General features: G+C 58.4%; 19 protein-coding genes, 2 pseudogenes and 1 other annotated feature. Of the genes and pseudogenes, 1 reads left to right on the top strand and 20 read right to left on the bottom strand.

From position 1 onward, the window contains the following. Positions 1-36 precede the first annotated feature (36 nt). The 20 genes and pseudogenes from EEB11_RS17335 to EEB11_RS17245 all read right to left on the bottom strand — a co-directional run bounded on the left by EEB11_RS17335 (position 37) and on the right by EEB11_RS17245 (position 20,771). Positions 37-897 (bottom strand): universal stress protein, encoded by an 861-nt coding sequence (locus EEB11_RS17335; RefSeq protein WP_135433529.1) that lies wholly within the window; start codon positions 895-897, stop codon positions 37-39. 13 nt (positions 898-910) lie between these two features. Then, positions 911-2,395 (bottom strand): SulP family inorganic anion transporter, encoded by a 1,485-nt coding sequence (locus tag EEB11_RS17330; RefSeq protein WP_135433527.1) that lies wholly within the window; start codon positions 2,393-2,395, stop codon positions 911-913. 167 nt (positions 2,396-2,562) lie between these two features. Then, positions 2,563-3,294 (bottom strand): lysophospholipid acyltransferase family protein, encoded by a 732-nt coding sequence (locus EEB11_RS17325; protein ID WP_245298977.1) that lies wholly within the window; start codon positions 3,292-3,294, stop codon positions 2,563-2,565. A gap of 65 nt (positions 3,295-3,359) precedes the next feature. Continuing rightward, positions 3,360-4,640, bottom strand: coding sequence for a cyclopropane fatty acid synthase (locus tag EEB11_RS17320; protein ID WP_135433525.1), 1,281 nt, complete (start codon positions 4,638-4,640; stop codon positions 3,360-3,362). Between the two features lie 168 nt (positions 4,641-4,808). Further along, positions 4,809-4,861: a sequence feature (sul1 is cis-regulatory element that is thought to sense ions involved in sulfur or methionine metabolism; They are found in Alphaproteobacteria), on the bottom strand. Positions 4,862-5,246: 385 nt separating this feature from the next. Then, positions 5,247-6,458, bottom strand: a complete 1,212-nt coding sequence (locus EEB11_RS17315; protein WP_354002107.1) for an MFS transporter — start codon at positions 6,456-6,458, stop codon at positions 5,247-5,249. 145 nt (positions 6,459-6,603) lie between these two features. Next, positions 6,604-8,460 carry an ABC-F family ATP-binding cassette domain-containing protein gene (locus EEB11_RS17310; protein ID WP_135433521.1) on the bottom strand — a complete coding sequence of 619 codons (1,857 nt, stop codon included), beginning with the start codon at positions 8,458-8,460 and terminating at the stop codon, positions 6,604-6,606. 340 nt (positions 8,461-8,800) lie between these two features. Continuing rightward, complete coding sequence (locus EEB11_RS17305; protein WP_135433519.1) at positions 8,801-9,412, bottom strand: hypothetical protein; 612 nt, start codon at positions 9,410-9,412, stop codon at positions 8,801-8,803. A gap of 35 nt (positions 9,413-9,447) precedes the next feature. Then, positions 9,448-9,672, bottom strand: coding sequence for a hypothetical protein (locus EEB11_RS17300; protein ID WP_135433517.1), 225 nt, complete (start codon positions 9,670-9,672; stop codon positions 9,448-9,450). Positions 9,673-9,917: 245 nt separating this feature from the next. Continuing rightward, positions 9,918-10,649: an RES family NAD+ phosphorylase gene (locus tag EEB11_RS17295; RefSeq protein WP_135433514.1), complete on the bottom strand. Its 732-nt coding sequence runs from the start codon at positions 10,647-10,649 to the stop codon at positions 9,918-9,920. A gap of 85 nt (positions 10,650-10,734) precedes the next feature. Beyond that, positions 10,735-10,959 carry a hypothetical protein gene (locus EEB11_RS17290; protein ID WP_135433512.1) on the bottom strand — a complete coding sequence of 75 codons (225 nt, stop codon included), beginning with the start codon at positions 10,957-10,959 and terminating at the stop codon, positions 10,735-10,737. Between the two features lie 542 nt (positions 10,960-11,501). Beyond that, entirely contained in the window at positions 11,502-13,574 is a 2,073-nt protein-coding gene (locus EEB11_RS17285) for a HelD family protein (RefSeq protein WP_135433510.1), read from the bottom strand. Positions 13,575-13,605: 31 nt separating this feature from the next. Beyond that, positions 13,606-14,229: a methyltransferase domain-containing protein gene (locus EEB11_RS17280; RefSeq protein WP_135433507.1), complete on the bottom strand. Its 624-nt coding sequence runs from the start codon at positions 14,227-14,229 to the stop codon at positions 13,606-13,608. Then, entirely contained in the window at positions 14,226-14,915 is a 690-nt protein-coding gene (locus tag EEB11_RS17275) for a class I SAM-dependent methyltransferase (RefSeq protein ID WP_135433504.1), read from the bottom strand. Before EEB11_RS17275 ends, EEB11_RS17280 begins: the two co-directional genes overlap by 4 nt. Continuing rightward, positions 14,912-15,298: a polyamine aminopropyltransferase gene (locus EEB11_RS20080; protein WP_245298973.1), complete on the bottom strand. Its 387-nt coding sequence runs from the start codon at positions 15,296-15,298 to the stop codon at positions 14,912-14,914. The genes EEB11_RS17275 and EEB11_RS20080 overlap by 4 nt, the downstream gene beginning before the upstream one ends. Before the next feature lie 61 nt (positions 15,299-15,359). After that, a complete protein-coding gene (locus EEB11_RS20075) occupies positions 15,360-15,632 on the bottom strand; it encodes a hypothetical protein (protein WP_245298972.1) in 273 nt (90 codons plus the stop codon). A 1-nt stretch (position 15,633) separates the two neighbouring features. Beyond that, on the bottom strand, positions 15,634-16,335 hold the full coding sequence (locus EEB11_RS17265; RefSeq protein WP_135433585.1) for a pseudouridine synthase: 702 nt from the start codon (positions 16,333-16,335) through the stop codon (positions 15,634-15,636). Beyond that, complete coding sequence (locus EEB11_RS19660) at positions 16,335-16,502, bottom strand: hypothetical protein (RefSeq protein ID WP_167852790.1); 168 nt, start codon at positions 16,500-16,502, stop codon at positions 16,335-16,337. Before EEB11_RS19660 ends, EEB11_RS17265 begins: the two co-directional genes overlap by 1 nt. A 68-nt stretch (positions 16,503-16,570) precedes the next feature. Continuing rightward, on the bottom strand, positions 16,571-18,175 hold the full coding sequence (gene groL, locus EEB11_RS17260) for a chaperonin GroEL (protein ID WP_135433501.1): 1,605 nt from the start codon (positions 18,173-18,175) through the stop codon (positions 16,571-16,573). 618 nt (positions 18,176-18,793) lie between these two features. Next, a pseudogene (locus EEB11_RS17250) lies at positions 18,794-19,759 on the bottom strand (IS481 family transposase); the annotation flags it as partial. Positions 19,760-20,612: 853 nt separating this feature from the next. Then, positions 20,613-20,771: a hypothetical protein gene (locus EEB11_RS17245; RefSeq protein WP_245298971.1), complete on the bottom strand. Its 159-nt coding sequence runs from the start codon at positions 20,769-20,771 to the stop codon at positions 20,613-20,615. 67 nt (positions 20,772-20,838) lie between these two features. Here EEB11_RS17245 and EEB11_RS17240 point away from each other — a divergent pair. Next, positions 20,839-21,473, top strand: a pseudogene (locus EEB11_RS17240) (helix-turn-helix domain-containing protein); the annotation flags it as partial.

Here is a 21,473-nt window from a genome sequence, read left to right as displayed (position 1 = left end):
CGCTCGTGCCAAAAGGCAGGCAAAAGCGTTGATGCGTTATGGGAAAACCAAGACCGGGACATGACAGGTTCGCATGAGCTCAAGTGTCGTGGAGCCGATAAAGAGCTGCCGAAAACGCGAGTGGCCGCTTTTGCCCAGAACAAGCATGTCGACATCCAGGTCGGTCACCGCCTTCGCGATCACTGCCTCTGGTTCGCCCTGCATCAGATGCTCTTTCACGATATAACCTGCATCCCGCAAGGCCTGAGACGCGGAATCGAGGTCTTTGCCGACGTCAGTGGCCGCAGGTCCGACCTTCAGAATATGACACTCCAGGCCATCGAGAACCGACCCTTCAACCATACGGTTCACTGCGCGGATGGAGCTTTGGCCGCCGTCATAGGCCAGCAGAAACCGGCGGATCGGCTTGAATGCGCGCGACACCACCAGCACCGGGCGCGTCGATGTCCGAACCAGTCGTTCGAGGTTTGATCCAAGGTGCTTTGTTGCAAAATCTGCAGCTTCTCCGCGCTTTCCAATGATTGCAAACCGGGTTTCATCCGCGAGATCCTGCACGGCTTCGACCAGATCGCCATTCCGCAGCTTTGTGAAAATCTCAATGTCTTGGTTGGCTTTGGCGAGGCGGGCTTGGCCGTCGTCAAGGATGGCACGGCCGCGTTCCCGGCCAAGAACGGCCCGTTCTCCGTCGAGCTTGGCGAGTTTGTCGAGGAGTTCCGTGCGTGCACCCAGCTTTATGCTGCCGCTCAGATCAGCAGGCTGGCTCGACACCTCATTCCGGCGTCCCATGACATGCACCAGCGAGATGGGCATTTTGAGCCTCTGGGCAGCCCATGCTGCATGGTCAATGACGCTGGCCGCATAAAACGACCCGTCGATGAAGGCGGTGATTTTTTGCATGTTATCTCCCATGTCAATGAGCCTGCAACTTGTCCATTGCACCGGGTTTGTCGTGAATGGCCAGCTCGTCGACGATGGTTTCCGATGCTTCGTTCATGCCAACCAAATTCACCTTCGTACCCTCGCGCCGGAATTTCAAGACAACCATATCAACCGCAGCAACAGACGAGATGTCCCAGATGTGGGCGCGGCTGACGTCGATTGTCACCTCGTCAAGCGACTCTTTGAAATCAAAGGATGCGTTGAACCGCGCGACCGAAGCATAGAACAACTGACCGCTGATGATGTAGGTTCGCGATCTGCCGTCGGGAGTGGCCTCGGACGTCACGCCGAAAATCTGGGCGATTTTCGAAGCAAAGAAGATCCCCGAAAGCAGGACGCCGGCCATCACGCCGATTGCGAGGTTGTGGGTGTAGACCACCAGGATCACAGTCAGGATCATCACAGCGGATGAACTGACGGGATGCGAGCGCAGGTTGCCGATCGACGACCACGAAAACGTGCCGATACTGACCATGATCATCACAGCGACAAGGGCTGCCATTGGCACCGCCTTGACGACATCCCCGATCAGCAGGATCATCGCCAGAAGGAAAACACCCGACGCGGCTGTTGACAGTCGCGCCCGGCCACCTGACTTGACGTTAATGATCGACTGGCCGATCATCGCACAACCCGCCATGCCACCGATAAACCCAGTCGCGGTGTTGGCAACGCCAAGGCCGATACATTCGCGGTTCTTGTTGCTGGGCGTGTCGGTCAATTCATCGACGATCGTCGCTGTCATCAGGCTTTCCAGCAGACCGACGGCAGCCACCGCGAGCGAATAAGGCAGGATGATCAGGAAGGTTTCCAGGGTCAGCGGGATTTGTGGGAGCAGAAAAATCGGGAACGTATCGGGCAGTTCCCCCATGTCGCCGACCGTGCGCACATCAAAATCGGCAAAATAGACAACAACGGTGAGAACAACAATCGCCACCAGCGGCGCCGGGATTGCCTTGGTGATATAGGGGAAGCCGTAAATGATCGCCAATCCAGCTGCGACAAGGACATACGTCATCATCGGCACATTGGTCAGTTCCGGGATCTGCGACATGAAAATCAAGATCGCCAGTGCGTTCACAAAGCCGATCATCACAGAGCGCGACACGAAATTCATTATGAAGGAAAGTTTCAGCGCCCCAGCCAGAATTTGCAGCAGGCCCGCCAGGATTGTCGCGGCGAGCAGAAATTCAAGACCATGATCCTTGACCAGCGAGATCATCAGCACCGCGATGGCGGCCGTCGCGCCCGAGATGAGCCCCGGTCTGCCGCCGACGATGGCGGTCAGAACTGCGATGGAGAAAGAGGCATAGAGGCCGACCTTGGGGTCGACGCCTGCAATGATGGAAAAGGCGATTGCCTCGGGAATAAGGGCCAGGGCAACCACGATGCCAGCCAATAGCTCGACACGCGGGTTACCCACCCAGTCGCGCCAGGTGCGTTCAGAAATAGCCATGTATGAGGAGGTCCGTTCAAGAAATGGGCCGAGGGATAAGCGCCCGGCATAGCCATCGACAAAGTCGATTTAAGTTATTCGATGAATTCTGCGGTGCAGCATAGACAATGTCAAGCAAAAGCTGATTTTTCCATATATTGAGCCTGTTCGCCGCAAGATGTGGCTGTTCATGGGTTACATTTTGAGCTTATCCGGGTTGCGTCGATTCTGCTCCGTTCTGTCTGGATCAACGATTCTGCCTGTTTTGTGAACGTCGCGGGCGGCAGCCCCGGCCGGATTGCCGACAGGTAGGACACGGCTACCGATCCTGGTCGTTTGAATGGCTGGGCTGCGCCCCAAAATCTGCCAGAATCAATCACGACTGGCAGCACAGGAACATTGAGACGCGCATACAAAAGCTCGGCGCCACGGTGAAACCTGATGGCGGCGTCGGGCAGTTTGCGGGTGCCTTCGGGAAAGATCAGTACAGAGCGACCGTCGGCAAGGGCATCCTGCGCAGAGGTAAGCATCTGTTTCAGCGCACCTGACCCCGCCTCGCGGTCGATGATGATCATCGGCGACCGGGCCAGATACCAGGACACCACAGGAATCTTCACCAACTCGCGCTTGGCGATGATGGCGACATCGGGAAACAGAACCACAAAGGCCAGCGTCTCCCAGACAGACTGGTGGTTCGATATGATCAGGCACGGCCCATCCGGCTTGGCAGCGCGGCCCTGTTCGGAATAGGTCAGGCCGACCACCACTTTCAGCAGGACAAGAACACCGCGCACCCAAAGCCGGGTGACGGCGCGTATCGGGCGGCGGGGGCTGCCCGCGACCCACAACACCGGGATGCCCAAGGCAAACAGCGCTGTCCACATCACGAACACGGCGTCGAACAGGAATGACCTTAGCACGATCAAAGCGATGCAGCTTGCCGAGCCTGTTTGCGCAGTGGTCTATTGCGCGCGCCCGCGACGGGTCAACCGGTCGCACCCACCTTTTGTTTGGCCATCGCTTGCCGTGGCACGGCCCGCACAGGTGCCTCCTGCGCACGCAACTCGGCCTCTGCCTCTTCGATATAGGTGCGGGTCAGGGGTACGGCCTCTTGCCGTTTGGCAATCTGGATCTGGTGGATCACCAACCCCTGATGGCGGAACGCGGTTTCCGCGGCCGCAAGATAGAACTCCCACATCAGCGCAAATCGTTCGTCATAAAGCGCCACGGCCTCGTCGCGCCGTGCAAGGAAGTTCTGCCGCCAGTGCCGCAGGGTCTCGGCGTAATGCAGACGCAAGGTTTCCAAGTCAGTGACGATCAGACCCTGACGCTCGATAACCGGCAGCACCTCGGACAAGGCGGGCATGTAACCGCCCGGAAAGATGTATTTCAGCACCCACGGGTTCGTATGTGAAGGTCGGCCGCTCTGCCCGATATAATGCAGCAGCATCACACCATCATCGGTCAGCAGGTCCCGCACCTTGCCAAAGAATTCGTCATAGGATGAAAGCCCCACATGCTCGAACATGCCGACCGAAACGATCCGGTCAAACTTTTCCGAGACATCGCGGTAGTCACGCAAATGGAACCCGACCTGTTTGTCAAAGCCTGATGCCTTGACACGAGCGTTCGAGATGCCGTGCTGTTCTTCGGACAGCGTGACACCTGACACTTTCGCATTGAAATGCCGCGCCAGATACAGGCCGAGCCCACCCCAGCCAGAGCCGATGTCCAAGACGCTCTGCCCTGGCTTCATGACCATCTTGGCCGCGATGTGGCGTTTCTTCGCCAGTTGCGCCTGCTCCAGGCTGTCGCCATCGTTTTCAAAATAACCACAGGAATACTGACTGTCGCTGTCCAGAAACAGCCGATAGAGATCGCCATTCAGGTCATAGTGGTGCGCGACGTTCGATTTCGATTTTGAAATGGAGTTGTATCCGGTCCACCGGTTGAACATGCCGAAGGCTTTCCTGGCCAGTCCCGGAATACCGGCCAACTCCTCGACGCGAGTATTGCGGAAAACCAGTTCGAGAAAGTCATAAATCGATCCCTCCTCCATCTGGAAGGTGCCATCCATGAACGCTTCGCCAAAAGCCAGTTCAGGATTGGTTGTCAGACGCCGCAATGTCCTTTGGTCTTTTATGCGCGCCGCAACGGTCGGTCCCGTTCCGTCACCAAAGATTGTTTGTGATCCATTCGGAAAGGTCAGGATCAGATGCCCAGTCGTGATATGGCTGGATACGAAATTGGAAAATGTTCTGTTCATAGGCTTCCGTCATGCTGTTCTTTCGCCCGCACATCCATGATGGCGAAAGTCGATTTGGATTATGGTCGCCGGACTTGCGTGGAGCAGTCAGGAAGACATTATGTTGCTGTTCACGGCCAGATGCGCGCGATATCGCTGCATTGACGTTGTGGAAAGTAATCGTGCGTTCAGTTGCCGAGGGATAGGCGCCCGGAGAAGCCACCCGAAAATTCGGGCCCGATTATTCCAAATCCTATGAGGCAAAATGTCGCCGATGTAAACGCATATCCGCATTGCACTACGCGCATGACTTTTGCGCAATCCTGAAGCTCCAGGGCTACGTTGATTGACACTCCGACTTCACGAGCCTGGCCAAGACAACTTTGGCACTCAGAAGGGCGAACTCCAACGCACGCCGACGATGCTGCCCCCCGGCGCAGCGCCAGTGGCTCACCAGAGTTCCTGAGGGCAGGTGAAAGAAGGGGCTGCGCCGAGAAGCTAGCCTGTCTCAGTTGCACATTTGACAACGGGATGGCTTGGACTGCCGGCAACTCCGGGTCCGTCAAACAATGCGGTCATATGCTTTGCGTGCGCGGCCTGATGTAGTCAGCATCTTCAGCAGAAATTTTAGGATGTTCGCTTACTCGGGGCTTCATCCGGCAGCGCACGCAGCAGCAGACGCGCCCGTAACGCGCCTATACCGGCCAGTATGCCTGCCACAAGAAAGTAGATCCCTATGCCGTATGCCTGGCTGGGAAACGCGATGCCCAGATCGATCAGCACGCCGCTGACGCCCGGCCCAATGGCGGTGCCAAGAACCATGATGGCCGCCGTCATGGCGCGGATTGTGCCCAGATGGCGTGTCCCGAAAAACTCGGCCCAGAAAGCTGTGCTGAGGGTCGAGTTCATGCCTTGCCCGACGCCCATCAAGATGACACCCAGCCCCGCAACCCATAGTGCGTCTGCCACTGCTATAACCCCAAAACCGGCTGCAAACGGCAAGAGATAGACCGAGGCCAGCCGCGCGCATCCGAACCTGTCCACCAGCCAGCCAGTCGAAAGCATGGTAATTATGCCGGTTAGTGTAAACATCGGAAACAGCGCCACCAGCGACACATGCGACCAGCCTTTGACTTCGGCAAAATGGACCTGATGAAAGAAAAATGCAGTGCTCCAGGCTGCAGGGCCCAGCAGGGCGGGGACCATCATCCAAAACAGCCAGTGGCGTGAAACCTCGCCGCGGGTCCAGCTACGGCCTTGCATTCCCGCCGAATGCGTCTCTTTAGCAAAGGACATCGGCGTGCGCTCTCGACGCAGCAGCACGAACAGTACGGGCGTCATCAAAAGCAGGAACAGACCCGCGCCTATCCACAGATCACGCCAGGCAAAGACCCCCATCAGTGCAACAAAAGTAATGGGCAACAATCCTTCGCCCATCGCCACGCCCAGCCCGGCAATCGAGACGGCGCGGCCACGGGTTGCCACGAACCATCGTGCCATTGCAACCATTGCCGTATGACCCATCATGCCCTGGCCCATCAGTCGCAACAGAAACATCGCAAGAACCAAAACCCAGACGGAACCTGCTTGCGCCATGAGGAAAACTGCAAAGGCCAAAATGCCCAGTATGATCACCCCGATATGGCGCACCCGGAATCTGTCGGTCAGTCCCCCGGCAAACACCATGACGACGGCCGATGCCATGGTCGCAAGGGTATAGATCCCGCCCCACTCGCCATTCGACAGGCCAAACTCTGCGCGGATGTCGCCCGAAAAGACCGAGATGAAGAAGGTCTGCCCGAAACTTGATGTGAAGGTCAGCAGAAATCCGGCGGCCAACCAGGATGCGTTTATTCTCAGGAAGATCAGAAAATTTACCATGTTGCCCTATTCGGCCATCCGGCCGCAAATAGAAACCCGGAAGAAGCGGTTGACAGACAGACGGCATCGGGCTGCTTCGCCTGCGAGCCTGCGAGCTAGGGGGTCAGGATGCTGCCTGTGCGTTCTCCAGCGCCTGCAATGCCGCGACCCAAAGCGCCTCGGCGCGGTCAAGACCGTCCATGACTTCGGCATATTTTGATTGCCAGATCTGTGCCTGTGATTCCATGTCAGGTGCATAAAGGCCGGGATCGGCAAGTTTCAACGCCAGCGTGTCGCGCATATCATTTAGCGTGGCGATGCGTGTTTCGCAGGCGCGCACCTCGGCCTTCAATTGCGCAAACACAACGCGTGACGGTTTTTGCGGAGGTGCACCCTTGGCCTTTTGAGGCTCGACAGGCGCTCCGATACCCAGCAGGAAGCTCCGATAGCCATCCAGATCATCCTCATAAGGTGCGACCGATCCCGCATTGACCAGCCACAGCCTGTCTGCAACCAGCCCAAGCAGATGCATGTCGTGGCTGACCAGTATTACGGCACCGTTATAGCTGGTCAACGCGTCCACCAATGCCTCGCGGCTTTCAATGTCCAGGTGGTTTGTCGGCTCGTCAAGGATCAGCAGATGTGGCGCGTCCAGCGTTGCCAGCACCAGCGACAGCCGCGCCTTTTGCCCCCCCGACAGCCTGTCCACGATTGTTTCCGCATGATCTGCACCCAACCCAAAACCTGCCAGTCGCGCGCGCAACTTGGACTTCCCTTCCGTTGGCAGCAACCTGTCCAGATGCTGCAGGGGCGACTCGTACAGTTGCAACTCATCCACCTGATGCTGCGCAAAATAGCCGATCCGAAGCTTGCCCGATTTTGCCATTTGTCCCGATGCCAGCGGCAGCTTGCCCGCCAGCAGCTTCGATAGCGTCGATTTGCCTTCGCCATTGCGACCCAGCAAGGCGATCCGATCATCCGGGTCTATCCGAAGGTTCATGCCTTTGAGAACCGGCGGGCCATCGTATCCCACTGCGGCATCTTCCAGCGTGACCAGAGGGGGCGACATTTCCTCGGGTGCCGGAAAGCTGAAGGCGATTGTGGCGCGATCCTCGGGGGCGGAAATCGGCACCATCCGCTCTAACATCTTGATCCTCGATTGCGCCTGCCGGGCCTTGTTTGCCTGATAGCGAAAACGATCAACAAAGCCCTGTAAATGGGCACGCCGCATGTCCTGTTTGCGCGCACTTGCAGTTCGCACCGCGCGTTGTTCCTCCCGCTGGCGGGCAAACTGGTCATAAGGGCCGGAATAGAGCGTCAGTTTGCCATCCTCCAGATGCAAGATGGCGCCGACGGCTCGGTTCAGAAGGGCGCGGTCATGGCTGATGATGATCACCGTATGGGGGTATTTTTGCAGGTAATCCTCCAGCCAGATCGCACCTTCCAGATCCAGATAGTTCGTAGGCTCGTCCAGCAGCAAGATATCCGGCTGGGCAAACAGGACCCCTGCAAGGGCAACACGCATCCGCCAGCCACCCGAGAAATCCGAACAGGGGCGGCCCTGCGCCAGTGTATCAAAGCCCAAGCCCTTCAGAATGGCGCTCGCTCGCGCCTCGGCCGACCAGGCGTCGATATCTGCCAGCCGTGTCTGAACTTCAGCGATGCGCATTGGGTCTTTGGTGGTGTCGGCCTCGGCCAGCAATGCAGTGCGTTCGGCGTCGGCGCCCAATACGGTGTCCAGCAAGGACGTGGCACTGGATGGCACTTCCTGTGCCACACCACCGATACGACTGCCGGGAGGCAGGTGGATTTCCCCATCCTCCAGCGCCAATTCGCCTCTTATGAGCCTGAATAGCGTCGTCTTTCCCGCGCCGTTGCGCCCGACAAGCCCGATCTTGTGGCCTGCCGGAATGTCCGCGGAAGCCTGATCAAACAGGGGACGGCCTTCCACAGAATAGGAAATTCCTTCTATTTTCAGCATTTTAAGCTTTTGTCCGTAGGTGAAAAGAAGCCCGAATATGGCTTTGCAGAACGAACGGGTTTCTTGCACACGATTTGCAGCATGCGCCGACTCTGGATTCGGTTTCTGATGGATTTCACCCTCAACCCCTTGGCTCAAGCGCAGCTGTGACCAGTTTTCTTGACGCGTTTTCTGACGTCCGGTTATATGTGAGCGAGCACTTTTTCAGCATTGACAGCGAGGACCGATAAAGAACTTCGGCGCCACGCAGATGATACCAAGGCTCGGACCGGAACATCAAAAAGGGCTGGCAAGTCATTTGCCCCTCTTGTCTCAAGACAAAGGTTTCCAACGCCATCAATTATACCGATGGTCGATCAGAGCCCAAGAGGCGCAAAACAGCGTCCTGCAGTTCCGGTTGCAGCGCGCCAATGTCATTGGGAAGAGATCCGTCGCCGTTGATCCCGCACATGACAATCTGAAGACCGACATCCGGACCTTCGTCTTGCTCTACCACCCTGAGGATATCCGTCCCGAGTCTCTGATATGCACTGAGCAAATCCTGCACGGTGGCAAATTCACCAGCCGTCGCGAGGTCTGCCATGCGCAACCCCCACCTGCGTGACAGGGCGTGGTCATGAAGGGCGCGCAGCAGTTTCGGACCAGGAGACAGGCTCCGCAATGCATCTGCATATTCATCCGAAGTCGGAACCCCAGTGGGAAGAGAAGGATCGTCGCGTCTCAGCGAACGGCGTTCGGAACGCAAGGCTTCGAGTGTTTTGATCAGCTGCTCAATAGCGTCATCGGCAGTTTTGCCAAAAGCCTCCGCGACAAGGTGGCGGAATTTCGACGGTGGCTTCGGGAATGCCCGTGCAACAATCGTATTCTGAAGTAATCCTGCCTTGATCATATAGCGGCCGTGTTCCCGCTCCACGATCTCTGGCGGATTTGCTTTCCTTGAAATCTTTCCCACCGTCTGCTCTTCCCTCCGCTCTATGTTCTGTCCGTTCACCTTTGGGATTCGTGCGATTTCTGGTCGATCTCTGCGACGATCATTGCCGGGAACTGATCCCTGAGAAGGTCGAGGTCTGAAACGCAATCGGTTTCAAGATAGGCGCGTTCATTAATCCAGAAAACCCGATGTGCGCCTTGACCGAAGTCGAAAAGATATCGGTGAATATGCCCCACGGTTTTGCGACTGAGCCGCTCGTTCAACACGATTTTTCTAAACATGACCCTCCCTGACCTCTACCGGACCGCTGCTCGACGAGCCACGAACCTGACATTCAACGATGATGCTGGGAACGAGAAGCGCAACGGTGACGTGGTCACGTTGGAGTCTCGCACAAAAAACCGCTAATCGATGAAGGCCCGCGAGTCCAGTCTGAATCGATTGGCCACCGCAGTGCGCCTACATCATGAAGGTCCAAGAGGACAAGTTGTGCGGCGGCATACCCTGTACGCGACAGCATCCGGTATCAATCAAGCGTGAGTTCGCGAAAGTCGAATGTCGCCTTGCTCACCTGGAAAAGATAGGACTCTGTCTGTAGCGCGGCGTTGAGATCGAACAGGGCAATGTTGTAACCCGTAGTGGCGAAAGCACTTTTATAGATGACCCCATCATAGCCTTCCGAGCGGAACACCTCGGCGATGATCTGGGTGGCCGCGTATTCGGCCGTGTTGTCGCTGCGCGTGACGGGGCGCGAAAAAGCATAGTCTATGTGCGACCAAACCTGCTCGCTTACTTCATCCGAGTCCGAAAATCCGACCTCGGGAGCATCCAGCCCATGGTATTTAGAACAATCCACAACGGTAACGTCCCGGGCAAGGCTGAAGCGGGCCACAGAAAGGATGGACCCGATCCAAGGGCGGACCTCCGACATCGCAACTTCCCGTGTCGTGGCGAGGTAGAGGCAGGGAATTCCTTTCGCATTGACCCGGCCTTCATACGCGCGATCCTGCCATGGGCGCATGCGGGTTTCGGAATGAGGGCCGCTGATCCTTCGTCCATCGGCATCGCTCGTCCAGTCATGTCCAACCTGTGCGCGCCAGAACTCTGCGCCAGACGAAATGCTCTTCAAGCGTATCTTGCATGTATCGGCAACAGCCCGGAGGAACGCCTCGCCGCTTGCTGAACGCAGGTATCGGCTCCTTTGTGAAGCCTCGGATCTGAAATTCAGGAAGTCACGAGGGCCGGAAAAATCTGCCACGAGATCGACTTTCGAAGTCGGTTTGAAAGGACGCCGCCTTCTGTGCGGACCAGATGGCTACAAATCTAAAGTGCGTATTCCGGTCTTACCACGGAAAATTGGATGACGTATAACGTGGGTTTCCAGCGACCAAGTTCGGAAATTGGCGGCGGATCAGGTCTGCATCCCTGGTCGCGTGGACTTCGACGTAAGCGCGGTTGTCCACCCAAAACATACGGTGGGTATTTTCAGCGAAATCCATCAGGTACTGATGCAGTTGATCCGCGGTCTTGCGGCTGATGCTTTCCATCAGGGCGATTTTATGAAGCATTTTTCTATCCTCTTCGACCAGATTTCGTTTCGTAAACAACAGGCTATCGTATCATCTCAATTGATGGCCCGATCTCGGGATTGGTTCCGGAATTGTGCAATTGCCCAGTACATCTTGTTTCGCGCGGCGGAAATTGATGGAACGGAATCGCCCACCAGTTCAAATTGCTTGATCGTCCAGTTTTTTCCAATCCGGACCATCCACCGGTGTCCCTGATCCTTGAAATAGAATGGGACGTCGCCATCGATCGTACCTTTTCCGACGATTTCTACGTCTCTCTCCTGAATTCTTACTTTTAAGCTCACTTGGTATCCCTGTTCAATATTTGCAGAGCCCTACCTGCTGCCTCGTCGGCGCAGGTCGTGTGCGATGGTTTTACGATTTTTGGTAAACACGCCACCCGGCCATCGCATGGCGACGACCTCGGTCAGCTGGTTCGTAAAGAGTATATAGGTCAAAGGACCGCATTTGTCCATCAACCAGCGCACCCCTTGCCCAAGCCAGACCTCGCCCACGCTTTCTGCAATGTGGCCCGCGCACGGTCAGGCATTGACGTGTTGCTTCACATCGAGGAAGTCAGACGGTGCCCCCACCGAGATCAGGCTGAGCCGGTGCATCGCCCGAGTGCAGGCAACGTAGAGCAGGTTCCGGTCCATTTCGGTGGCATAGACCGCCGCACTGACATCGGGGATCATGACGCGGTCGAACTCCAGTCCTTTGGCGAGATGGGGCGTGCAGACAATGACGCCGGTGGAAAAACCGGAACTTCCCTCTTCCAGCAGCCGGGCCTGAACGCCAGCCTCGGCGAGATGTTTGTGCAGCCGTTTGGCCTGAGCTTGCGTCTTGGCCAGCACCGCAAGACTGGTGTGGTCGGAGTCGTGAAACTCCTCCACCGCAGCGGCGATCCGGGCCAACGCCTGCTGCGGAGTTTTCACGACCCGCACATCCGGCACTGGCCCATGACGTTCCATTGCGACCAGATCGGGGTTGGGCGAGATCTTCAGCGCAAACTCCATGATCTCCCAGGTTGACCGGTAGCTCTTGTTCAGCGTTACCCGCCACGCGCCTTCCAGCACGCTTTCGATCTGCTCTGCCGTCGATGCGCTGTAGGGATTCACCGACTGGGTGGCGTCGCCGAGGACCGTCTTGCGGCAGGGAAACAGCCGCGCCAGCACCGCGTAATGCGCTGGCGTGTAATCCTGCATCTCGTCAACCAGCAGGTGTTTGACACCTGCGTAGGGGTTTTCCACCCCCTCGGTCAGCATCTGCAGGTAGATCAGCGGGAAGACATCGGCGTATTCAAATTTTCCCCCGGTCGGCTTGAACAGATCTGGTCGGTCGATCCAATCGAGCAGCCCCTTGTAGGCCGCGCGCAAGGTCGGGCGGTTCACCATGCCGCGGACGGCGCTGCGGACGACGGCGCGTTCCTCCTTGCGCAACTCAATCTCGTATTGCTGCTGAAACTGCTCGATCATCGCGTTGCCTGTGGCAACGATGCGTTCAGCGGTATCCAGATGCTTCAGCCGGTTCCATGTCGTATCGAACACGAAACCGGGCAAGGGGCGCCTGCGGACCGTCAGATCATTGGCGACGAAGGCGGTCTTTTCAAGATGCTGCGCATAAGACTCGATCTGGCGCAGGAAATCCTGTGTGGCCTTGGCCCTTATCCGCGCCTTCATGGCCTCGTCATCTGTCTCAAGCAGAAGCGCCGTCTGTTCGAAGAAGGTCTGAAACCGGATGCCGCTGCCCAGAAGTTGCTTGGCCAGCGTCTCCATCCCGATCTCTGGCACGGTTTCCTCACCCAGTTCGGGTAGAACGTTGCCGATGTAGTCGGCAAACACCCGGTTGGGCGAGATGATCAGGATGTCGGAGGAAGTGAGCGTGTCCTTGAAGCGATAAAGCAGGAACGCGATGCGATGCAGCGCGATCGAGGTCTTGCCCGATCCTGCGACGCCCTGGATGATCAGCGTGTGGGCATCGGCGTCGCGGATGATGGCGTTCTGGTCACGCTGGATGGTGGCGACAATGTTCTTCATGCCGTCGTCGCTGGCCTGCGCCAAGGCATCCTGCAGCACGTCATCGACGATGTTCACGCTGACATCCAGCATGAAGTCCATCGCGCCGTCTCGAATGCGGAACTGCCGCTTAAGCAGCAGATCGCCAGGGATCGTGCCCGAGGGGGCCACATATTGCGCAGGTCCGGTCTCGAAGTCGTAGAACAAGGACGACACCGGCGCGCGCCAATCATAAACCCACGGCTCCTGGGTTTCATCATCGCGGAAATCGTGGATGCCGATGTAATGCGCCGCCGTCTCGTTGCGGTCGGTGCGACGGAAATCGAAACGCCCGAAATAAGGCGACTTGCGCAGCTTTTCGAGCTTTTTGGCCTGCGCGCGCAGCACATCCGACGACCGCATCATCTGGTCGATCGACTGCCGCATGCCGATCTTGTCGATATGGTCCATGTCGCGCCGAGCTTCCCACATATGATCGTGGGCGGCCTGAATGTCGCGCTGATAATCCGTCAGCCGGACGCCGATTGCGCCGAGGTTCGAGTCGATCCGCGCAAGGCACTGCATCAGCCGTTCGGACTCAAGGTCTTTCTCTGTGCTCATTTTCAAAGGTTTTTGTCCGGTCATGTTTCCCTCAGGCAGCATTCGTCTGCGTGTCCGGCTGGATCATCTGGAACACAGCCATCTGGCTTGCGCCGCCAAGATCGGGGTGCAGGCCAGCGATGTTGTGGATATCCGCGATGTAGCCTGTGTCATTGGCCACCCTTGCACACCAGCGACGGAACTGCGCCCGGTCCCATTCGAAACGGTGGCCGGGATGACGCATCCGACAGGACGGCACACCGAGCAACGGATTGAACTCGGAATTTGGGGTCGTGATCACCACCGTTTTCGGCCGCATGGTCTGGAACAACGCGCACTCCAGCTTCGACAATTCTTCAGGTTCGATGTGTTCGATCGTTTCAATGAGGATGGCGCAATCGAAACCGGCCAGATCAGGCGTCGGCTCAGTCATCGACGCTTTGCGCAAGTCGATCCAGGGCACCGAAGGCTTGCCTGCCACCAATCTGTCACGCAGACGGTTAAGCGACGCACGGCAGATGTCGATGCCCACAAGTTCCACAAGGGCGGGCTCCATCGCAAGCCGCACGAACAAATCCCCGGCGCCGCACCCGAGGTCAAGCACCCGGGCTGATCCGCTTTTCCGCACGACCTCTTGCACCGCTTTCAGGCGCTCTTCGTGGTGCCAGGAGGTCATGCGGAGACCCTCGGGCGTTGCATCAGGGCAACGTCCTTTACCGGCACTTCACAGGTCCAGCCCCAGCGGTCGGCAAGATTTTGGAATGTCTCTTCACGGTAGAAAACCACGTGGGTCGGGTCCTTTCTGTAGTGCCAGGCTGCGAAATGCGCATCCTCGGTCTGAAAACAGGTCATGATGGCGAGCCAACCGCCGGGGCGGACCAGATCGCGCAGACGGGCAAACTCGCGGCTCGGGTGGTGGAAATGCTCGGCCGCCTCGGTACAGGTGACGAAATCGTAAGTGTCGCCCAGGGGTGCCGGATCGGGCGCGAAGAACGGATCGTAAAGCGCCACCTCGTGCCCCGCCTCGCGCAGCATCACAGCTAGAGCGGGGCCGGGACCGCAGCCGTAATCAAGCCCGCGCGAGGCAGCTTCAAGGCGTGCCAGCAGCGGCTCCGCGAGCTTGGACAGGAAGCGGCGATAGCATGGGTCGTCGGGGTCGTTTTCATGATGGAGGTAGTGCGCGTATTCCGCGTCGCGCGCGGGGTGCTGCGCGGGATCAAGAAACCGAGTCCGACATGTCAGGCAGCGAAAGTAGTCATGCCCGTCAACAGACAGGAACGGTTCCGCCGATGCCGCACAGACCGGGCAGGAAAGGCCGAGAACTTCGGGTGTACGCTGGGTCTGCGAGTTTATCGGGCTCATGCCACCTCAGTTCGCGCCAGATAGACCGTCTGCGTAAACGGCCGTCCGGTCAGAGGGTTGTCAAAGGTGACAGGTTCCGCCCAAGCTTGGGGGAACGCCGCGCCCAGCCTGTCGAGGAACCGCTGGTCCGTGACTTCATTCGACCAGAGGCCGAAGATGCCTCCGGGTTTCAGGTGACGCTTCAGGGATCGCAGGCCCTCGACCTGATAGAATCTGTCGCTTCGCGCGTCGAGCAGATGGTCGGGGGCGTGGTCGATATCGGCGAGAATCGCGTCGAACTGCCTCGCGGGCCTTTCAGGGTCGAACCCTTCACCCTGAGCCATCGCGAAAAAATCTCCCGCCACCAATCGACAGCGCGGATCACTCGGCAGCCGGGTTCCCATGGGCAGAATCCCGGTTTCGTGCCATTCGATGACGGGGGCAAGGTATTCGACCACAATGAGGTCAGCGACCGAACCTTCGGCAAGAACGGCTTCTGCCGTGTAGCCAAGACCGAGCCCCCCCCACCACCACGTCAAGGCCCTCGCCCCTGCAAGCCCTGACACCCAGCTGGCCAAGTGCCACTTCTGAAACCGTGAAGTGGCTGGTCATCAGGAATTTCTCGCCAAGCATGATCTCCCAGACATCCTCACCAAGGCGCAGATCCCGACGGCGGCGCAAACTGAGCGCGCCGATTGGCGTCGGGCAATAGTCGAGTTCTTCAAACAATGCGCTCATGTTATTGCCGCCCTTCCACAGTGCAGCCACCTTTCAGCTGAGTTTCTCGGGATGCCCTCTTATCGGCCTTGCCGCTCAAGAGCTCAATCGTCGTTGGCGGTGCCAGTGCGGCACGCGCATCGCGCAGCCGGATCTCATGCCATGTACCGGGCCTGATGCCGTCTAAAGTCCAGGGCCCGATACGGCAGCGCACAAGTCGAAGCGTCGGATGATGGATCGCGGCCGTCATCCGCCTGACCTTGCGATTTCGGCCCTCCCGCAGAGTCAGGCGCAGCCAGCAATCTGGAACACTCTTCCGGTACCGAACCGGCGGATCGCGTGGCCAGAGATCGGGGGGGCAGATGCGCTCCACCTCTGCCGGCAGGGTCAAACCATCCTTCAGGGCAATGCCACGGCGCAGCGCCTCGAGATCCTCCGCGTCCGGCTCACCTTCAACCTGCACGAGATAGGTTTTGGGCAGCTTGAACTTCGGATCGGCGATTTGAGCCTGAAGCGGCCCATTGTCGGTCAGAAGCAGCAGGCCCTCGCTGTCCTTGTCCAGACGTCCCGCGGGATAAACACCGGGGCAGTTTATCCAGCCTCCAAGCGTCTTGCGTCCGTCGGGCGATGTATCACCGCTGAACTGGGAAACAACGCCAAAGGGTTTGTTGAAAAGGATAAGTCGGGAGGCGCGTCTCGGCGGCCCAAGTCGGCGAGCCTGCATCATCGCGCACCATTTGCACGCCGGTTGCGAAAAGGCGTCACAAGTTTCTCGATCTCGCTGTCGCTCTTTTCACGCAGCGCTGGCACGAGATTGCGTATGTCCTGGGCGGTGGCAGCCGGTCGGGCGATCAACACTCTCTCTATTAGATTCTTCAATTTCTGGTTCATTGCCATAGTCTCGCATCAAATGGGGCACAGGGTGACGGGGTCGGGCAAAGCACTGCTCGGCGATGCCGTCATGCGACCCCCACCTCGTCCTCGGAAACAGTGTCGGCGATGGCGACCTGCGTTGTAATCATTGCGCCGGCGACGGAGCACGCATTTTCGAAGGCTATTCGCACGACCTTTACAGGGTCGATGACGCCGCGCGCCGCAAGATCGCCGTAATCACCTCGCACGGCGTCGAACCCGAACCCTTCCGTTTCAGCGTCGCGCACCTTGCCAATCACGAATGTTCCGTCGAACCCGGCGTTATCGGCAATCCGGATCAATGGCGCGCTAAGCGCCTTGCGGACAAGGGCGATGCCCGCGTTCTCATCCAGGTTATTCCCGGTCAGCCCATCCAGTGCGCGACCCGCGCGCACCAGAGCGACACCGCCCCCGACGATAACCCCTTCCTCGACTGCCGCCCGCGTCGCGTTCAAGGCATCCTCGACGCGGTCCCTGCGCTCGCGCACATCAGTCTCGGACGTGCCGCCCACACGAAGAATGGCGACACCCCCCGCAAGCTTGGCCAGTCGTTCTCGTAGAGCCTCGGCCTCACGTCCAGACGGGATTTCGTCCAGTTCATGATGCAACTGCGTAGCCCGCGCCTTGACCGCATCCGCAGTTCCAGCGCCACCGATCAGGGTCGTTGTCTCACGGGTGATCTTGACGCGCCGCACACGGCCCAGCATCTCGACGCCTGCGGCATCGACCGTCATGCCAAGGTCGCGGCTGACAACCTTGCCGCCAGTGACGGTCGCCAGGTCGTCCAGCATCGCCTTGCGGAGGTCCCCGAAACCGGGCGCCTTCACCGCCGCGACCTTCAGCCCGCCACGCAGCTTGTTCACCACAAGCCCGGACAGGGCCTCGCCTTCGATATCCTCGGCAACGATCAGCAGCGGTTGGCCAGTCTGGATGACTGCCTCCAGGATCGGCAAGAGCGGTTGGAGGGAACCGAGTTTTCCATCGTGGAGCAGGATGAGCGCATCCTCGAAAGCGACCTGCGCCTTTTCGGTGTCAGTTACAAAATGCGGACTCAGGTATCCGTTGGAGAACTGCATGCCCTCCACAATCTCGATTTCGGTCGCAAGACCCGGATTGTCCTCGACGGTGATGATGCCTTCTGACCCGACCCGTTCCATTGCCTCGGCGATCTGTGCGCCAATGTCAGCCTCTCCGTTCGCAGAGATCGTGCCCACCTTGGCAATGTCACTTTGGCCATCCACAGGCCGCGCTGCCGCACGCAGTGCATTGACCGTCGCAACGGCAGCACTGTCAATTCCGCGCTTCACGTCCATCGGATTTGCTCCTCCGGCGACCAGCTTCACTCCTTCATGAAGGATCGCGTGGGCAAGAACGGTTGCGGTGCTGGTTCCGTCGCCAGCCTCGCTGTTCGTGCGAGAGGCAACCTCCTTGACCATCTGCGCGCCCATGTTCTGGAAGCGGTCCTTCAGTTCGAACGCCCGCGCGACCGTGTCGCCGTCCTTGGTGATATGAGGTGTGCCCCTGCCGTTCTCGAGAACGACGTTCCGACCTCTGGGGCCGAGTGTCACGCCCACCGCCCGTGCAAGTATGTCAACACCTGCGAGCATTCGATTACGCGCCTCGATGTCGAATGAAAATTCCTTGGCTGTCATGCCGTACTCCTTTCCGCGTTTCGGACAGGCGGCAAGCAGAACCGGGTCAGACGTGAGTTCGGGTATAAACCCCCAGTGTCGACTTGCAGCATCAAGAGCGAGCGACCTAGCGGCCGACAACGGCACCAGCGTCTGGGCAAGCCGTCGGAAGGGAGACCGGTACCTCACCAAGCAACTGCAGGGGATAGGAACCTCGCTCTGGCACTCGGCGCTATCGAGTGCTAATTAATCAAATAAGGAAGTGATCTTTGAAAGTCAAGCAGTGCGGACTGTCCTGACACCATGCACAGTTGACCTCTAATGCCATTTCTAAACCGTGTCGGGTATGCCGGAGGCTCCAACTCTTTGGTAAGGTGGAGCGAAACATGCCGGACCTTTGGCTATTGCTTGCGCGTGAATGACGGCGTGCGTCTGCGCCGGCGCGGGATCTCGGTCGACGGAGCGGGTGCATGAAAGCCCTCTCCCCTGCGCTGCAGGCCCATCTCTATGATGGCACCACCACCCTGTCCTGGTGCTGGCGGATTTCGCGCATCGATGGCGTGGCGCTCCTCGGAAAGCTTCACGCCCTACTTCTCTCGGGGCTGGCGGGACGATGCGATCCAGCGGGCCTAACTCGATGTCACATCCCGGAAGGTGATATGGCTGTTTCCTGAACACCTCCGGTTTCAGTTTGTGCCAGTCCCTCATCGCCTGCAAGGGCGTCTTGCTGCCCAAGGCTGACTGCGGAAGCTGCTGATTGTAGAGCAGCACGTAGCGGTGCAGCGTGGTTTCTAGTTCCTCGCCTGAATGGAAGTGGTGGGATTGAAGCACCTCCTCGATCCGGCCGTTAAAGCGTTCGACCATCCCGTTGGTTTGAGGGTGCTGCGGCGGTGCGAGGCGGTGTTCGATTCCTAGGTCTGCGCAGAGCTGGTCGAACTCGTGCTTGCCGGTGGCCTCGCGTTTGCGCAGACCAAACAGGCGGTCGGTGAATTCCTTGCCATTATCGGTCAAAACCGTCCTGATCCGGATTGGGCAGGCCCGTTCCAAGTCGCGCAAGAACCAGCGGGCGTTGGCGGCGGTCTTGGCCTTGAAGATGCGGATGAACACCCAGCGGGTTGCCCGATCAATGGCCACGAACAGGTAGCGGCGCGAGGTTTCGTCAACCATTTGAGGCAGATACTTGACGTCCACATGCAGATAGCGGGGCTCGTAGGCCTTGAATGCCTTATGCTTCGGTCTGGGGTCGCGTCCCTGAAGGTCGCGCAGATTGCCCACCCCGTGCCGACGCAGGCAGCGGTCGAGGCCCGAGCGCGAGACATCCGGATTGAGGAATTCCCGCACCACCGCGAGCAGGTCGTCGATCGACACCAGCAATGACTTGCGCAGGACAACCGCCACGGCCTCTTGCGCGGGCGTAAGTGTCGTTTGAAGCCGGTGCGGCGTGTGGCTGCGGTCATGCACCGTGTCCCAGTGCTTCCACTTGTAGACCGTCTGCTCGGTCGTGCCGAACCGCTCCGCAAGGGCGGACGCAGGCTCAACGCTGGCCTGAATCGCTGCCCGAACCTTCGGCGTCGTCGTCGCCTGCTTGTGAAGATGGATCAGCATGTCCGCACCCCGCTCCGAATGTCCCTCAGAACCGATCTTGCCATGAAAAACGCAGAGCGCCGAGGGTCTATGTGATCATCAAGGATGGAACAGTTGGGACGAGATAATGGCAACAAAGAAATAAGAATTTCTACTATATTTCAATATCTTAAAAGAAACGTCCAGCAACGTCAAGAATTCGGATTGCACCATCCCACCAAACCAGCGCGGTCAACAGGACCGAGGAGTTAGCCAATCACAATCAATAGAAGCCATCATGACACAATAAGCGAGCCATCCCTGCTTTTGCACTTACCCGATACGTATTCAGTAGCGATCAACTGCGGGCGGCGGCTGTTTGGGATTGCTCTGGGTGTGGCTTTGGCTCTTGCGATACTGGCCGCAAGCGCGACTTTATCCACCACCGCAACTGGGTGATCCGCGCCTATGCGATCGGCACGGGGGCCACGGCCGGGAAATGGTGTTTTTTTCCCATCTAAGTACTCACTGGAGAGCCTCCGATGGGCCTCGCCGCCGATATCGTGTTTCTGGGGTCATGGACGGCCTGCGTTGTCTTTGCCGAAGGCATAGTGCGCAAGGCTTGAGAATTATTGGTTTTAGGATGGCGCAACTGACCAATGCGTGTGCGCCATCACGTCAGTACAATCAGCAAGGGCCAGACATTCGCCTTTACTAACAGCGTGCTGCTTACGGCTTCTGCTGCAGTCGCTGCCACCAGAACGTCCGCACCAGAAAACCACTGCAAGTGCTACGCAATGCCCTGCCACCCCCCGCCAGTTTAGCGCGCCAGCTCAGAATGGCCATCGCCAGCATCACAACAAGGATCGGCAGGGTGGCCAGCGCGGCCGGCATCTCAATCCGGCCGAGCAACGGGATGCAGGGGCACCCCGTCCTGCTGGAACGCGATCACATTGGCGATGGTCGTTGCCGCGATCGCCTCGATTGCCTCCAGTGTGAAAAAGCCCTGATGCCCAGTGATCAGCACATTGGGATGTCCGCCATCAGCGCCCATGGAACAGTTTAGGATGATTGCGTAGCGGAGGGTTTGTGGCTCATCTTGACCCCATATGGAGTTGAAGATGATGAAGAAACCCGTGAGCACGAAGGCGCCTGCGGAGCAGGTTGTGAAAGACATCCGGCGCGCGACGCGCAAACTGCATTCTTCCGAGGAGAAGATCCGGATCGTGCTGTCCGGCCTTCGTGGCGAAGACAGCATTGCCGAGCTGTGCCGGAAGGAAGGGATCGCCCAAAGCCTGTATTACAGCTGGTCGAAGCGTTGCCCGGTAGGCGAATGCCTGCATTCGCCGTAAGGGGAATTCCTCGAGGCCGGCAAGAAGCGGCTGGCCGGTGATACGGCCCGCCAGGCGAACACAGGCGAGGTGAAGGATCTGCGCGCCGAGGCTTTGGCACTGAAGGAACTGGTGGCCGATCTCAGCCTTGAAAACCGTCTGCTCAAAAAAAACATGACCGGGCCTGGGGGAGACCACGAATGAGGTATCCTGCCACTGAGAAGCTCGAGATCATCCGGCTGGTGGAGCAGTCGCATCTGTCCGTCAGGCGCACCTTGTCCAAGATCGGCATCCCGCCCACCACGTTCTACCGGTGGTATGCCCGCTTCGTCGAGCATGGGCTGGAGGGGCTGGAGGACAGGTCCTCTTCCCCTTCCAGGGTCTGGAACCGCATCCCCGAGGCGGTGCGCGATCAGATCATGACC

The sequence above is a fragment of the Pseudotabrizicola sediminis genome (genome assembly GCF_004745575.1).
Taxonomy (GTDB): domain Bacteria; phylum Pseudomonadota; class Alphaproteobacteria; order Rhodobacterales; family Rhodobacteraceae; genus Pseudotabrizicola; species Pseudotabrizicola sediminis.
This window is presented reverse-complemented; position numbering and strand designations above follow the sequence as displayed.